The sequence below is a fragment of the Mycolicibacterium arseniciresistens genome (assembly GCF_030519285.1).
GTDB lineage: Bacteria > Actinomycetota > Actinomycetes > Mycobacteriales > Mycobacteriaceae > Mycobacterium > Mycobacterium arseniciresistens.
The window spans coordinates 1-14,074 of sequence record NZ_JAUMSQ010000109.1 but is presented as its reverse complement, the minus strand read 5'-3'; the positions used below and the strand labels follow the sequence as shown (position 1 = coordinate 14,074).

Sequence of the window (14,074 nt, the reverse complement as noted above, 5' to 3'; positions counted from 1 at the left end):
AGCACAGCACCGGTTCGGGAGGTCGCCTCGGCGGCCGCCCGGCCGACGGCCTCGTGGTCGGGGTGGCCGTCTCCGCGCCAGGTGGCCGCGCACCAGACGCCGGCCGGTTCGGCAGCCAGTACCTCGGTGAGTGCGTCGGCGAGTCGGGCCTGATGAGCGGCGACGGCGCCGTCGGGCAGACCCAGCCGCGTCGGCGCGCCGACGCCGAGTGCCGCTGCGGCGCAGCGCACCTCGTCGCGCCGGGTCTGCGCCAATGCGCTTCGCTGCGCTGCCGTCGCATCCGGGTGCGCGGCGTCGCCGTCGCTCACCGAGACCACCCGCACGGGTATCCCCCGCTCGGCCGCCGCGGCGATGGTGCCACCGAGGCCGAGGGTCTCGTCGTCCGGGTGCGGGGCCACCACCACCAGGCCCGGACAGTGCTCCCACTCGAGTTCGGGGAACGCGAGATCGGCCGCGCGCCAGATTTCGGCCGCAGTGCCTCCTCCTGCGATCGGGCGCGCCGCGAACCGGGCCCCGTTGCTCACCGCTTCCCGGCCAACCGGCCCAGCGCTTCCAGGTCGCGTTCGGCGTGACTCTGGCGGACGTAGACGGTCAGGTCCGCGACGTGGCGGGCATGGGTGGCGTCCTGACTGAGCGGTGCGGGCCCCAACGCCCGGCCCGTCCGGGTGAGGACCTCCTCGACCGCGGTCTCCACGACGGCACGGCAGCGCCGGGCGGTCAGTTCGGCAGTGTTGTTCTTGTCGTCGGGGTCGGCGTCCACCTCGACCGCGGCCTGCGCCAGCGTCGCGGAGGCCGCGGTGAGCGCCGCATCCACCGCGCCGAGGTGTGCCAGCGTGTGCGGTTCCTCGCCGGTGGCGGCCGAATACAGCGGGGCGGCAACCGCTTTGGCGCCACCGAGCCAGCAGGCGGCGACCCCGATTGCCCCGTGCCAGAATCCTGGCCGGCGCAGGTATTCACCCGGTTCTCCCACGACGATGGCCGGCACTCCGCTGAATTGCACTGAGCGGGTGTCGGTTCCGGCCATCCCGGCGTTGCGCCAACTGCTCGGCAACGGCCGCACCCGATGATGGCGCAGGTCGACGGCGAACAACGCGCGGGTATCGTCGTCCACCCGCGCCGTCACCAGCGCGTGCGTGCACAGGCCTGCACCCGAACACCACACCTTGGTGCCATGGAGTGCGAATCCGTCCCCGACCGGCTGAGCGCGCAGCACCGCGTCGCGGGATTCGGCCGCCCACACACCCCAGAGCTCGCCGGCCCGTACCGGCGGACCGTCGAGATCGGCCAGTATCGCCGCAGCGTCGCAGTGCGCTTCGGCCAGTCGCCCGGCCACCACGTCGAGTTCGGTGAGCTCGGCGAGTCGTCGCCAGCGCCGCGCCGTGTCGCCTCGGCCCGGTAACGGCAGGTTCAGATCACCCGCCGCCAGCCACCGCGCGAGTTGCGCCGGGATCATGCCGGCTCGCCGGTCTTGCGCCTCGGCACCGACAGGGCACGCAGATGCGAGGCGAACCCGCCCGGCGCGCGGGCGTCGCGGCGCGCGGACGTGACGACGCTCAGCGCCGCGTCGCGGCGGATGTGCCTGCCGGCCGCCTCGAACCGCTCGACGAGTTCGACGTCCTCGCCGGTCGGCAGCGCGCGGAAGCCGCCGACGGCCCAGTACGCGGCTGCGTTGAAGCCCATGTTCGCACCGTGAATGTGGCTGTGCCCGTTGCCCTTCCCAGAAATCTTGGCCTGATAGGCGCGCAGGTACCGCCGTGCCACCTCGGCGGGGAAGTGCCGCCAGTCGGGCACCCGGACCACGCCGAGCACCATGTCGGCGTACGTCGCGGTCATCCGCAGCAGCCAGTCGGCGGGGACCAGGCTGTCCGCATCCGACGTGGCGTACCAGGTGCGGGCCGGATCCGCCCCGCCGGACACCGACCGCGCATACTCGAATCCCGCGGCACGTGCGGCGCCTACGTTGCCCGCGTCGATCTCCACGAAATGCACGTCCGGGCCGAACCGCCCGGCCAATGCGGCACTGTCGTCGTCGCAGGCATCGAGCACCACCACCGTGAGCGCGGGCACCGGTGAGCACAGCGTCGCCGTCGCCAGAGCGCGCAGGGTCCTCGGCAAATTCGTTGCCTCGTCGTGGGCGGGTATCACCACCGCGATCTGCTCGAGCTCCGGCACCGCTGTTAATTAGCCCTTCGAGGTGTTTTCTACACCTGGCACGATGGCGGCCATGGTGCACGTGGACGCCGTCCTGTTCGACTTCTCCGGCACGCTGTTCCGGCTCGAGGAGGACGCGAGCTGGTTCGACGGCATGGTGATCGACGACCGCCGCATCGAATCCCACGCGCAGTCCGAGATCATGCGACGACTCACGACCCCGGTGGAACTGGCGGTCCCGCTGACCCCTGAGGCGCACCACGCCTGGACGCAGCGCGACCTGGAGCCCGCGCTGCACCGCGAGGCCAACCTGCACGTGCTGCGCGCGTCGGGACTCGCCGACCACCACGCCGACGCGCTGTACGCCCGGCTGATCGACCCGGCGTGCTGGACGCCGTACCCCGACACCGCCGACGTGCTCGCCGCCCTGCGCGAACGCGGGGTCAAGACGGCGGTGGTGTCCAACATCCCGTTCGACGTCCGGCCGGCCTTCGAAGCCATCGGGGCCGCCGCCGACGAGTTCGTGCTGTCGTTCGAGGTGGGCGCCATCAAACCCGACGCCGCGATCTTCGCCGAGGCGCTCACCAGGCTGGATGTGGACGCCGCGAACACCGTCATGGTCGGCGACAGCGAGGAGGCCGATGGCGGCGCCCGCGCCCTGGGCTGCGGGTTCGTGCTCGTCGAGCCGCTGCCCACCGCGCAGCGGCCCGACGGCCTGCGCCGCGCACTGGCCGAGCACGGCCTGCCGGTCTGCGCGTAGCGTCGCGGCCATGTCAGGCAGCGAGCGAATCCGGCCGCCGTGGTGGCTGAAGTACGTGAACAAGGTGATGATCGCGGTGAACAGGACCGGCCTGCTCAAGGACGGCCCGGTGGTGCTGACGGTGACCGGCCGCAAGTCCGGCCAACCCCGGTCGACGCCGATCACCCCGTTCGAGGTGGACGGCCGTCGCTACGTCGTCGGCGGTCTCCCCGGCTCGGACTGGGTCCGAAACGCCCAGGCCAATCCCGACGCCGTGCTGCTGCGGGGCCGGACCCGCGAACCCGTGCGGATGGTCGAGCTGCCCGCCGAGGAGGCCCGCCCGCTGCTGAGGCAGTTCCCGGTGCTGGTGCCCACCGGCGTCGGCTTCATGAAGAACGCGGGCCTGGTCACCGGGCCGCACCCCGACGAGTTCGAGGCGCTGACCGGCCGCTGCCCGGTGTTCCGCTTCGATCCGGTGACGTAGCGTCTGACGCTGTGAGCGACAACCCCTTCGACCCGTCGGCCTGGCAGCCCGTGCCCGGGTTCGAGCTGTCCGACATCACCTACCACCGCCATGTCGTCGACGGGCGGCCGCAACCCACCGTGCGGGTGGCGTTCGACCGCCCCGAGGTGCGCAACGCGTTCCGGCCGCACACCGTCGACGAGCTGTACCGCGTGCTCGACCACGCCCGGATGTCACCCGATGTCGGGGTGATCCTGCTGACCGGCAACGGCCCGAGCCCGAAGGACGGCGGCTGGGCGTTCTGCTCGGGTGGCGACCAGCGCATCCGTGGCCGCACCGGCTATCAGTACGCCTCCGGCGAGACGGCCGACACCGTCGACGCGGCCAGGGCCGGGCGGCTGCACATCCTCGAGGTGCAACGGCTCATCCGCTTCATGCCGAAGGTGGTGATCTGCCTGGTCAACGGGTGGGCCGCCGGCGGTGGGCACAGCCTGCACGTGACGTGCGACCTGACGCTGGCCAGCAGGCAGCACGCGCGGTTCAAGCAGACCGACGCCGACGTCGGCAGCTTCGACGGCGGCTTCGGCAGCGCCTACCTGGCCCGCCAGACCGGTCAGAAGTTCGCGCGCGAGATCTTCTTCCTCGGCCGCGCCTACGATGCCGAGCAGATGCACGCGATGGGCGCGGTGAACGCCGTCGTCGATCACGCCGAACTCGAGGCCGAGGCGCTGCAGTGGGCGGCCGAGATCAACGGCAAGTCGCCGCAGGCGGTGCGGATGCTCAAGTTCTCGTTCAACCTCATCGACGACGGGCTGGTCGGTCAGCAGGTGTTCGCCGGTGAGGCAACGCGATTGGCGTACATGACCGATGAGGCCGTCGAGGGCCGCGATGCGTTCCTGGAGAAGCGCGACCCGGACTGGAGCGGCTTCCCCCGCTACTTCTGACGGCCGGGCTCGGCGCGCCGCCTAGACTTCGACAGTGATCAGAAGCTCGCTGCGCCGACTGTCCGAGAGCCTGCTGCTGGCCAGCATGCGGCCGCCGCTGACCGACCAGCTGATGCAGCGCGGTCCCCAGGTGAAGCTGGCGGGCAAACGGATCCTGCTGACCGGCGCATCGTCGGGCATCGGTGAGGCGGCCGCGGAGAAGCTGGCCCGACGCGGCGCCACCGTCGTCGTGGTGGCCCGCCGCCAGGACCTCCTCGACGCGGTCGCGCAACGGATCGTGGCCGCAGGCGGCGATGCCCGGGCGCGGGCCTGCGACCTGTCGGACCTCGACGCCGTCGACGAGCTGGTCGCCGAGGTGGAGCAGAAGCTCGGCGGGATCGACATCCTGATCAACAACGCGGGCAAGTCGATTCGCCGTCCGCTTGCCGAGTCCCTGGACCGCTGGCACGACGTCGAGCGCACGATGACGCTCAACTACTACTCGCCGTTGCGGCTGATCCGCGGCCTCGCGCCGGGCATGATCGAGCGCGGCGACGGCCACATCATCAACGTCTCGACGTGGGGTGTACTGAGCGAATCGTCGCCCCTGTTCGCCGTCTACAACGCCTCCAAGGCGGCGCTGAGCGCCGTGAGCCGGGTCGTGGAGACCGAATGGGGCAGGGACGGCGTGCATTCGACGACGCTGTACTACCCGCTGGTGAAGACGCCGATGATCGCGCCGACCCGAGCCTACGACGGCCTGCCTGCGCTGAGTGCGTCCGAGGCCGCGGACTGGATGGTGACCGCCGCGCGCACCCGCCCGACCCGGATCGCGCCGCGCATGGCGGTCACCGCACACGCCGTCAACAGCTTCTCCCCCGCTGCCGTCGACGCGATCATGAAGCGCCAGCAGGTGCAACCGAACACCTGACCCGATCAGGCCGTGGGCAGCGGGTGCTCGCGGTAGTCGTCGCGCAGCGCCTTCTTCAGCAGCTTCCCCGTTGCGGTGTGCGGCAATTCGGGAACGAACACCACGTCGTCGGGCAGCCACCACTTGGCGACCCGCTCGCTGAGGTAGGTGAGCACGCTGTCCCGGTCGACGTCGTGGCCGGGACGCCTGACCACCAGCAGCAGCGGTCGCTCCTGCCACTTCGGGTGCGGCACACCGATGATCGCGGCCTCCGCGACGCCCGGGTGACCCATCACCGCGTTCTCCACGTCGATCGAGGAGATCCATTCCCCGCCGGACTTGATCACATCCTTGGCGCGGTCGACGAGATGCAGAAAGCCGTCGGGGTCGATGGTCGCCACGTCGCCGGTGTCGAAGTAGCCCTCCTCGTCCAGCGTGGAACCGCCTTCACCCCTGAAGTACCCGGAGGCGATCCAGGGGCCGCGGACCCGGAGATTGCCGAATGCGGTGCCGTCCCAGGGCAACGGCACTCCGTCGTCGTCGACGATCTTGAGGTCTACGCCCCAGACACCCCGGCCCTGTTTGAGTTTGACCTCGACGAGTTCGTCTCCGGAGCACTCGGCGTGCTTGGGCAGCAGCTTGTTGACCACACCGATCGGGCTGGTCTCTGTCATCCCCCAGCCCTGCACCACCTCGACACCGAAATCGTTCTCGAAGCGTTCGAGCATCGCCCTCGGCACCGCCGAGCCGCCGATGCCCACTCGCGCGAGCGGCAGCGAGGCCGGATTGATCTCAGGGTGTTCGTCCAGATAACCGAACAACATCAGCCACACGGTCGGAACACCCATGGAGAACGTCACCCCCTCGTCGCGCATGAGCTCGTAGACGCTCTTGCCGTCGAGGTACGGACCCGGCATCACCACTTTGGCGCCGACCATCGCCGCCGCGTACGGCGCGCCCCAGGCGTTGGCGTGGAACATCGGAACGATGAGCATCAGCGTCTCACCGGAGTGCAGACCGAAGGTGTCGGGCGCCAGTTCCATCAGCGAGTGCAGCACCGTCGACCGGTGAGAGTAGAGGACGCCCTTGGGATTACCCGTGGTGCCCGAGGTGTAGCAAAGCGACGACGCGGTGCGTTCGTCGAACTCCGGCCAGGTGAACTCGTCGGGCTGACGGGCGAGGAGATCGTCGAAGGCGAGTAGGTTCGGCACATCGATCGCCGGTAGCTGATCGCCACTGCACAGCGCGACGTACGTCGTCACGGACCCCATTCGCGGCGCGAGCTTCTCGACCAGCGGCGCGAAGTCCACGTCGAACAGCAGCACCCGGTCCTGTGCGTGGTCGACGATGTACTCGATCTGTTCGGGGAAGAGGCGCGGATTCACCGTGTGCAGCACCGCGCCCGAGCCCGAGACGCCGAAGTACAGCGCGAGGTGCCGGTGGGTGTTCCAGGCCAGCGTGCCGACCCGATCGCCGGAACCCACGCCCAGCTCCGCCAGGGCGTTGGCGACGCGGCACGCCTCCGCGCGCACGCCGCGCCAATCGGTGCGGTGCGTGCCACCCCCGGGGAGCCGCGAGACGATCTCGGTGTCCGGGTGGAAGGTTGCCGCGTGCTCGATCAGCGAGGAGATCAGCAGCGGATGCTCTTGCATCAATCCATACACGACGGTGCCCCCATCGATTGCCGTGCCGAACGGCTCAGGCAAACAATGGTGGCACCGTTGCGCGCCGTGCGGGCGGATTCGGGCTTTTGCCCGGATGGTAGACACGACCCATGGAGATCCTGGCCAGCCGGATGCTGCTCCGCCCGGCGGACTATCAGCGGTCCTTGGCGTTCTACCGCGATGAGATCGGCCTGGCGATCGCCCGGGACTACGGCGCGGGCACGGTCTTCTACGCCGGCCAGTCACTCATCGAACTGGCCTCACACGGCGGTCCGGACGCCTGCGGGACGATGTGGCTGCAGGTCCGCGACGTCCACGCGACGCAGGCCGAACTGACCGGCCGCGGCGTGCCGATCACCCGCGAGGCCCGCCAGGAGCCATGGGGACTGCACGAGATGCACGTCACCGACCCCGACGGCGTCACCCTGATCTTCGTCCAGGTCCCCGAGGACCATCCGCTGCGCCGCGACACCAGAGACTGACGCCGGATCGGTCAGCGTGCGGGCGCCGCCAGCGGCCATCCCACCGAGGCCAGCCGGGAGGCCACCTGGTGGATCTCCTCGGGATTGGGCTCCTTGTCGATGACGGCCTGCACTGCGGCGCGGATCTCGGCCTCGGTCACGGAGTCCGATTCGGTGGAACGGAGCACGGACTGGGCGGCCTTGACCACCTCGTCCTCCGACAGCGAGCGCTTGAGCAGCGCGAGCAGCGGGAAGTAGTCCTTCTGCGGCACGCCCTGCGGGTAGCCGTCGTGCAGCCACGCGAGCACATTGTCCAGAACGCCTTGGTTCTCTGTCATCGCTTGTGCCTCACTTAGCCGGGATGAACGGGACGGGATTGAATCCGAAGTGGTGCTCGATCGTGGTCCGGGTGATCCACAGCAGTGCGATGACGATCACCGCGGCGACCACGGTGAACAGTGCGAGGCCGAGGAACTTCAGCGCCGGGTTGGGCGCCCGGGTGGTGCCGTCCGCCTCGACGTTGCCCGCTCCGGCCGAGTAGGCCACCAGGCCGTAGGCGAAGATCGCGGGCAGGCCGGCGCCGAGGATGAGACCGATCACCAGCACCTTGAGGACGCTCTCCAGATAGATCATGGGGTTTCCTGTTCTCGCCGTCAGACCGTCGCGGCGGGCTTGGTGGACTCGGTCGCCTCGCGCAGCTCCGCGGGGACCACGGAGTTCGTGGTGTCGTCCCAGTCGGCGTTGACGTTGCTGTGGTCGACCTTCTGCTGCTGGGCACGCCACCACATGTAGGCGGACAGACCGACCAGGATCAGGAAGATCAGGCCGTCACCCACCAGCTGCGTGGTGAAGCCGGCGACCGTGTGGGAGATCCAGAACGACAGTGCGCCAACGAGTCCGGCCGCGGGGAGCGTGACCAGCCAGGCCAGCGCCATCCGTCCCGCGACCGCCCAGCGCACCTGGGCGCCCGGCTTGCCGACGCCGCTGCCCAGGATCGAACCGGTGGCCACGTGGGTGGTGGACAGCGCCATGCCCGCCGCGCTCGAGCTGAGGATGATCGCGGCCGACGACGCCTCGGCGGCGAAGCCCTGCGGCGACTCGATCTCCACGAGTCCCTTGCCCAGGGTGCGGATGACGCGCCAGCCACCGAGGTAGGTGCCGAGGCCGATCGCGATGGCGCAGGAGGCGATGATCCAGAAGGGCAGGCCGTTCTCCTTCACGTCGCCGGTGAGGTGGCCGGTGGTGATGAGTGCGAGCGCGATGACGCCCATCGTCTTCTGCGCGTCGTTGGTGCCGTGCGACAGGGCGACGAGCGACGCGGTGGCGATCTGGCCCCAGCGGAAGCCGTCCTCGCGGCGCTTCGCGAAGACCTTCCGGGTGATCCGGTAGACCAGCCAGGTTCCGCATCCCGCGACGAGGCCGGCGATCACCGGCGCCGCGACGGCGGGGATCAGCACCTTCTGCGTGACGCCCGCCCAGTTGATGCCTGCGAGTCCCACGGCGGCCAGGCCCGCGCCGATGAGGCCGCCGAAGAGTGCGTGCGAGGAACTCGACGGAATGCCGAACAGCCACGTCAACAGGTTCCACAGGATGCCGCCGATGAGGCCGGCGAAGATGATCGTCAGGCCCATCGACGCGTCGATGTTCGGCAGCAGCGTGCCGGTCTTGCTGTCCTGGATCTTCAGCACCGAGGTGGTGACGGTGAGGGCCACCTCGACCGACAGGAACGCACCGACGAGGTTGAGCACCCCGGCCAGCAGCACCGCCGTCTTCGGCTTCAGCGCCCGGGTCGCGATCGAGGTCGCCATCGCATTCCCGGTGTCGTGGAACCCGTTGGTGAAGTCGAACGCCAGTGCTGTTGCTATCAGCAGCACCAGGATGATCAGCTCTGAGCTCATGCCGTTGATTCTGAGGGACTCTCAGCGAAATCCGCTAACGACGCGCGCCCGGAAACCGGTGAACGAGCAGGGGCTTTACCTGATCCCGAGAGCTGTTCACCTGATGTTCATCCGACGTCTCCCCATCGGACGCACAGCAAGCTCACAGCTTGGGTCCGGACGCCCGATTTGCGGGTTCGGCACTACCATCGAAGCAACCGAACGTCGTCGGAAGTGACAGCCGAAGTGACACTGTGACCAAGTTCCTGGCGAAGATCGCCGCGTGGATCACCGCGGGCTATCCAGAGGGTGTGCCCGGGCCCGACCGGGTGCCCCTGCTGGCGCTGCTGCGCCGTCGTCTCTCCGACGACGAGGTCCGCACGCTCACGCAGGATCTCATCGATCGCGGCGAGTTCGACCACGTCGACATCGGCGTCCTCATCACCCAGTTCACCGACGAGCTGCCTGTACCCGAGGACATCGAGCGGGTCCGGTCCCGGCTGGCCGAACAGGGCTGGCCACTCGACGATGCGCGTGACGCCGGGGAGGACGAATAGCCGTCCTGCGCGCCCTGCCGATCGGCGCTGGCGATTCGGCGACCTCGGTCCTGCCCGACGTGGCGGACGCGCTGGCGGGCCGCGGCGCCGCCCTGCTACCGGTGCCCGCGCACGACGATCGCCAGACCGCCGTGCTGACAACGGCTTTGCGTGCCGGCGAACCGATCGACGACGACGTCGCCGTGGTGGTGGCCACGTCGGGCACAACGGGCACGCCGAAGGGGGCGATGCTGACCGCCGCGGCGCTGGTCGCGAGTGCCGAGGCGACGCACAGCCGGCTGGGCGGCGCCGGACGCTGGCTGCTCGCCCTGCCCGCCTACCACGTGGCGGGCCTGCAGGTGCTGGTCCGCAGCATCGTCGCGGGCGCGGATCCGGTCGCGGTGCCTGCGGACGTCGATCCGGCCGACCTGCCCGCCGCGGTGCGGGCGATGGGTTCCGGCCGGCGCTATGCCTCGGTGGTGGCCGTGCAGTTGGACAAGGCGCTGCGCTCACCGGCCGCGGCGGTGGCACTGGCCGAGCTGGACGGTGTCCTGGTCGGCGGTGGACCGATGCCCGCCGGACTGGCCGAACGCGCTGCGGCCGCAGGCATTTCGGTGGTGCGGACGTACGGCATGAGCGAGACCGCCGGCGGCTGCGTGTACGACGGCCTGCCGCTCGAGGGAGTGCAGCTGCGACTCGACGACTCGCGCGTCGTGCTGGGCGGCGCCACGGTGGCCAAGGGCTACCGCAATCCGGTGCAGCCCGACCCGTTCGACGAATCCGGCTGGTTCCGCACCGACGACGTCGGCGCCATCGACGACTCGGGCCGGCTTCGTGTGCTCGGCCGGGTCGACGACGCGATCAGCACCGGCGGGCTCACGGTGCTGCCGCAACTGGTGGAGTCGGCCCTCGCCACCCACGCCGCCGTCGCGGACAGCGCGGTCTTCGGCGTGCCCGACGACAGGCTGGGTCAGCGCGTCGTGGCGGCGCTCGTCCTCACCGCCGGTGCTGCCCCGCCGTCTGTCGCCGACCTGCGCGCACACGTCGCACAGACACTCGACGTCACCGCCGCGCCCCGTGAGGTGCACGTCGTGGACGACCTCCCCCGCCGCGGCATCGGCAAGCTGGACCGGCGCGCGCTGGCGGCCAGGTTCGCCTGACGGACGGCTTAATCGGTTGGCGCGCTCGGGCATGATGGACGCATGCGCCGAGAAGTGACCACCGTCGACGAGCTCCGCGCGATCGTTGGACACCCCAACTCCTTCGTCGCCAACAAAGTGAGCCCCCGGCTGTCCGACGTGCACCAGAACTGGCTGTGCGCGGCGCGCCTCGGGTTCGTGGCCACCTACGACGCCGACGGCCGGGTCGACGTGTCGCCGAAGGGTGATCCGGCCGGCTTCGTGCACATCATCGACTCCTCGACGATCGCGATCCCGGAACGGCCGGGCAACAAACGCGTCGACGGCTACCTCAACGTGCTGGAGCGGCCGCGGGTCGGCTCGGTGTTCGTCATCCCCGGTCGCGGCGACACGCTTCGCGTCAACGGCAGCGCCAGGGTGCTCGCGGACGCCGACTACTTCGACGCGCTGGCGGTGAAGGGGAAGCGGCCGATCCTCGCGCTGGAGATCGACGTCGAGGAAGTGTTCTTCCACTGCTCCAAGGCATTTCTGCGGTCGGACGCGTGGAAGCCGGAGAGCTGGACACCCGATGTCGTGCCGTCGGTGGCGCAGCTCGCCAAGACGTTCAAGCCGACGCTGAGCCAGGAGGAGCTGGACGACTACTACAGCGAGGACAGCCTCCGCAAGATGCTCTACTGACCGACTCGGGGGGCGACGGACGCGCGCAGGATGCCCGGCGGCGCGGGCGTCAGCACCGTCGACAGCCGGTCGAGGCCGACGGGGTCGGCCACCACGTCGGCCCACGGGTAGCGGCCGCGCGTCCGCTCCAGGAACCGCACCGCCTGCTCGAGGTGCCGCGGCTCGTAGTTGTGCACGCCGGTGATCGTGAGCCACTGCCGTACAACACGTTCGGGGTCCACTTCGACAGCGGGGGCGGGTAGCACCGAGCCGGCGAGCACCAGCACTCCTCCGACGTCCAGCCGGCCGAGCGCCGCGGACACGGCGGCCGACGCGCCGGAGAAGTCGATCGCCACGTCGATCCGTCCGCCGGCGTCGGGTGCTCCGCCGAAGGGCCCGGCCAGTTCCCGGCGGCGCGGGTCGATGTCGGCGACCCGCACGTCGGCGCCTGCCTCGTCGCACGCCGCCGAGGCGGCCACTCCCAGCATTCCGGCACCGCAGATCAACACCCGGCGCCCGGCGAGGGGTCCGGCAGCCTCCAAGGCCGCCATCACGGTCGCCGTCGCGCAGGCCGCGGGGGCGGCGACCCGATCGGGAATCGATTCGGGGACAACGACGATCGTCGCACCGGCCGGCAGCACGATGTGGTCGGCGTAGCCGCCCGACAGCGGCCAGTCACCGTCGAACGATTCGTGTCCGACCTTGCGCACCGATGTGCACTTCGCCGTCCGGCCGCCGGCGCAGCGCGCACACCGCCCGCACGACACGGTCACCGACCAGACGACGCGCCGGCCCGCCGTGGGTCCTGCGACCACGTCCCCGACCGCCTCATGGCCGAGCACCGACGGACACGGCCCCGGCCGCCGGCCCGAGACGGTGTGCAGATCGCTGCCGCACACCGTTGCCAGGCGCACCCGCACCAAGGTGTCGCCCGGCCCGAGGTCGGGCACAGCGACCCGCCGCAGCTCGATGCCGTCGGCCGTCCACACCGCGGCCCGCGTCACACGAGGCGCGACCGGATCCATCCGGACAGCCTCTCGATCGCGTAGACGATCACGAAGATGACGAGCACGATCGCCCCGGCGACGTCGAAGTTCAGCGTGCGGATCGACTCGAACAGCAGGTACCCGATGCCACCGGCACCGACGATGCCCAGGATCGTCGACGTGCGCACGTTCACGTCGAGCATGTAGAGGCTCGATCCCACGATCGCCGGCATCGCCTGCGGGATCACCGCCGCGAACAACGTCTTCCACCAGCCCCCGCCGACTGCCTGCACCGCCTCCAGCGGGCCGCGGTCGATCTCCTCGACCGCGTCGGCGACCAGCTTGGCCAGGAAGCCGATCGAGGCGATGGCCAGCGCGCAGGTACCGGCGACCGGCCCCAGTCCGAGGGCGGCGACGAACACCACCGCCAGGATGAGCTCCGGGACCGCACGCACGAGAAGGATCCAGCCACGTGCCACCCAGTACACCGCCGGATGCGGAGTCACGTTGCGGGCGGCCACGATTCCCACCGGTATCGACAACACCACCCCGATGGCCGTCGACACGACTCCGATCGCCACGGTCTGCACCGCCGCCTCCCACAGGTCGGCGCCGAGGGCGTCGAAGTTCGGCGGGATCATCCGGGTGAACACCTCGATCGACGGGCCCACCCAGCTCAGCAGCGACAGCGGGTTGATCTCCAGCACGACCAGCGAGGCGAGCGTGGTCACCACGAGCAGGCCCGAGAACACGAATCGCATCACCCGGTCGCGCCGCGGGTTGCTCTGTGTCGGCGCCAGCAGCATGCTGCGGATCCAGATCGCGATGAGCTCCATCGCCGCGATGATCACCAGGATCACCAGCACGATGCCGAGCGCGCGCGGATAGATCAGGCCGCGCAACGCGTCCTGCAGGGCGAAGCCGATGCCGCCCGCGCCGACGAAGCCCAGCACCACCGACATCCGCAGGTTGATGTCGATGCGGTAGACGAAGGTGCCGATCCATGACGGGACCACCTGTGGCACCACCGCGTTGAGCATCTCGCGGAAGTAGCCGGCACCTGTGCTGCGCACCGCCTCGCGGGGGCCGGGATCGGTCTGCTCGATGGCGTCGGCGAACAGCTTCCCCAGCATGCCGATGGAATGCAGTGCCAGCGCCAGGATTCCGGGCAGCACCCCGATGCCGAGCGCGCGCACGAACAGCACCGCGAACAGCAGATCGGGCATCGCGCGGCAGAAGGTGATGAACCCGCGCGCGACGGCGTACACCGCGGGATGGGGCGTGGTGTTGCGGGCGGCCAGGAACGCCAGCGGCACCGAGGCGACGGCGGCCAGCACCGTGCCGAGCACCGCCATCAGCAGGGTCTCGAAGGCCAGCATGCCGATGCGGCCGGGGTCGTCGACGCGGGGCGGCAGCATTCGCTCGACGAGTGCGGCCACCTTGTCGAAACCGGTGACCAGTGTGACCGGGTCGAAGTCGATGAACCAGGCCGACGCCAGCGTCAGGACCGCGGCACCGATCGCCACCGTCGGCAGCAGGCCGGGCCGCGGCGTGCGGCCGCCCGCGGT

The 14,074-nt window shown here is 70.2% G+C and carries 17 protein-coding genes; 8 read left to right on the top strand and 9 right to left on the bottom strand.

The annotated features are described in order from the left end of the window. From Q2100_RS15535 to Q2100_RS15525, 3 genes are all read right to left on the bottom strand, one after another. On the bottom strand, nt 1-524 hold a 524-nt coding region (locus tag Q2100_RS15535), incomplete at its 3' end, for a PIG-L deacetylase family protein (protein WP_302914803.1). After that, nucleotides 521-1,453 (bottom strand): acyl-CoA dehydrogenase family protein, encoded by a 933-nt coding sequence (locus Q2100_RS15530; protein ID WP_302914802.1) that lies wholly within the window; start codon nt 1,451-1,453, stop codon nt 521-523. The genes Q2100_RS15530 and Q2100_RS15535, both read right to left, overlap by 4 nt. After that, nucleotides 1,450-2,172 (bottom strand): glycosyltransferase family 2 protein, encoded by a 723-nt coding sequence (locus tag Q2100_RS15525; protein ID WP_302914801.1) that lies wholly within the window; start codon nt 2,170-2,172, stop codon nt 1,450-1,452. Before Q2100_RS15525 ends, Q2100_RS15530 begins: the two co-directional genes overlap by 4 nt. A 52-nt stretch (nt 2,173-2,224) precedes the next feature. Here Q2100_RS15525 and Q2100_RS15520 point away from each other — a divergent pair, with 52 nt between their 5' ends. Genes Q2100_RS15520 through Q2100_RS15505 form a run of 4 tightly spaced genes read left to right on the top strand, consistent with a single transcriptional unit; the run spans nt 2,225 to nt 5,207 of the window. Further along, a complete protein-coding gene (locus Q2100_RS15520) occupies nt 2,225-2,911 on the top strand; it encodes an HAD family hydrolase (protein ID WP_407667631.1) in 687 nt (228 codons plus the stop codon). Between the two features lie 10 nt (nt 2,912-2,921). After that, nucleotides 2,922-3,374 (top strand): nitroreductase family deazaflavin-dependent oxidoreductase, encoded by a 453-nt coding sequence (locus Q2100_RS15515; protein ID WP_269896923.1) that lies wholly within the window; start codon nt 2,922-2,924, stop codon nt 3,372-3,374. Nucleotides 3,375-3,385: 11 nt separating this feature from the next. Beyond that, the gene (locus Q2100_RS15510; protein WP_269896922.1) at nt 3,386-4,297 is read left to right on the top strand and encodes a 1,4-dihydroxy-2-naphthoyl-CoA synthase; all 912 of its coding nucleotides are present in this window, start codon (nt 3,386-3,388) and stop codon (nt 4,295-4,297) included. A gap of 34 nt (nt 4,298-4,331) precedes the next feature. Next, nucleotides 4,332-5,207, top strand: coding sequence for an SDR family oxidoreductase (locus Q2100_RS15505; protein ID WP_264014787.1), 876 nt, complete (start codon nt 4,332-4,334; stop codon nt 5,205-5,207). A 5-nt stretch (nt 5,208-5,212) separates the two neighbouring features. Here Q2100_RS15505 and Q2100_RS15500 read toward each other — a convergent pair whose 3' ends face one another. Beyond that, complete coding sequence (locus Q2100_RS15500) at nt 5,213-6,850, bottom strand: long-chain-fatty-acid--CoA ligase (RefSeq protein ID WP_302914799.1); 1,638 nt, start codon at nt 6,848-6,850, stop codon at nt 5,213-5,215. 110 nt (nt 6,851-6,960) lie between these two features. On the opposite strand from Q2100_RS15500, the gene Q2100_RS15495 reads away from it, so the two are divergent. Beyond that, complete coding sequence (locus Q2100_RS15495; RefSeq protein WP_302914798.1) at nt 6,961-7,332, top strand: VOC family protein; 372 nt, start codon at nt 6,961-6,963, stop codon at nt 7,330-7,332. 11 nt (nt 7,333-7,343) lie between these two features. Here the strand turns inward: Q2100_RS15495 and Q2100_RS15490 are convergent, their stop codons facing one another. From Q2100_RS15490 to Q2100_RS15480, 3 genes are read right to left on the bottom strand one after another with little or no spacing between them, the layout of a single operon-like run. Continuing rightward, nucleotides 7,344-7,649 carry a DUF3349 domain-containing protein gene (locus Q2100_RS15490; RefSeq protein ID WP_264014784.1) on the bottom strand — a complete coding sequence of 102 codons (306 nt, stop codon included), beginning with the start codon at nt 7,647-7,649 and terminating at the stop codon, nt 7,344-7,346. A 10-nt stretch (nt 7,650-7,659) separates the two neighbouring features. Continuing rightward, nucleotides 7,660-7,944 (bottom strand): hypothetical protein, encoded by a 285-nt coding sequence (locus Q2100_RS15485; RefSeq protein ID WP_264014783.1) that lies wholly within the window; start codon nt 7,942-7,944, stop codon nt 7,660-7,662. A gap of 20 nt (nt 7,945-7,964) precedes the next feature. Beyond that, nucleotides 7,965-9,209, bottom strand: coding sequence for an inorganic phosphate transporter (locus Q2100_RS15480; protein WP_264014782.1), 1,245 nt, complete (start codon nt 9,207-9,209; stop codon nt 7,965-7,967). A gap of 233 nt (nt 9,210-9,442) precedes the next feature. Between Q2100_RS15480 and Q2100_RS15475 the strand changes: the two genes are divergently transcribed. From Q2100_RS15475 to Q2100_RS15465, 3 genes are read left to right on the top strand one after another with little or no spacing between them, the layout of a single operon-like run. Next, complete coding sequence (locus Q2100_RS15475; protein ID WP_264014781.1) at nt 9,443-9,745, top strand: DUF3349 domain-containing protein; 303 nt, start codon at nt 9,443-9,445, stop codon at nt 9,743-9,745. A gap of 50 nt (nt 9,746-9,795) precedes the next feature. Beyond that, nucleotides 9,796-10,884, top strand: a complete 1,089-nt coding sequence (gene menE, locus Q2100_RS15470) for an o-succinylbenzoate--CoA ligase (RefSeq protein ID WP_302914805.1) — start codon at nt 9,796-9,798, stop codon at nt 10,882-10,884. A gap of 42 nt (nt 10,885-10,926) precedes the next feature. Next, nucleotides 10,927-11,541: an MSMEG_1061 family FMN-dependent PPOX-type flavoprotein gene (locus tag Q2100_RS15465; RefSeq protein ID WP_302914797.1), complete on the top strand. Its 615-nt coding sequence runs from the start codon at nt 10,927-10,929 to the stop codon at nt 11,539-11,541. Here the strand turns inward: Q2100_RS15465 and Q2100_RS15460 are convergent. Continuing rightward, on the bottom strand, nt 11,535-12,545 hold the full coding sequence (locus Q2100_RS15460; protein ID WP_302914796.1) for a zinc-binding dehydrogenase: 1,011 nt from the start codon (nt 12,543-12,545) through the stop codon (nt 11,535-11,537). The genes Q2100_RS15465 and Q2100_RS15460 overlap by 7 nt on opposite strands. Then, nucleotides 12,521-14,044: a phosphonate ABC transporter, permease protein PhnE gene (gene phnE, locus Q2100_RS15455; protein ID WP_302914804.1), complete on the bottom strand. Its 1,524-nt coding sequence runs from the start codon at nt 14,042-14,044 to the stop codon at nt 12,521-12,523. The genes Q2100_RS15460 and phnE overlap by 25 nt, the downstream gene beginning before the upstream one ends. Nucleotides 14,045-14,074: the final 30 nt, after the last annotated feature.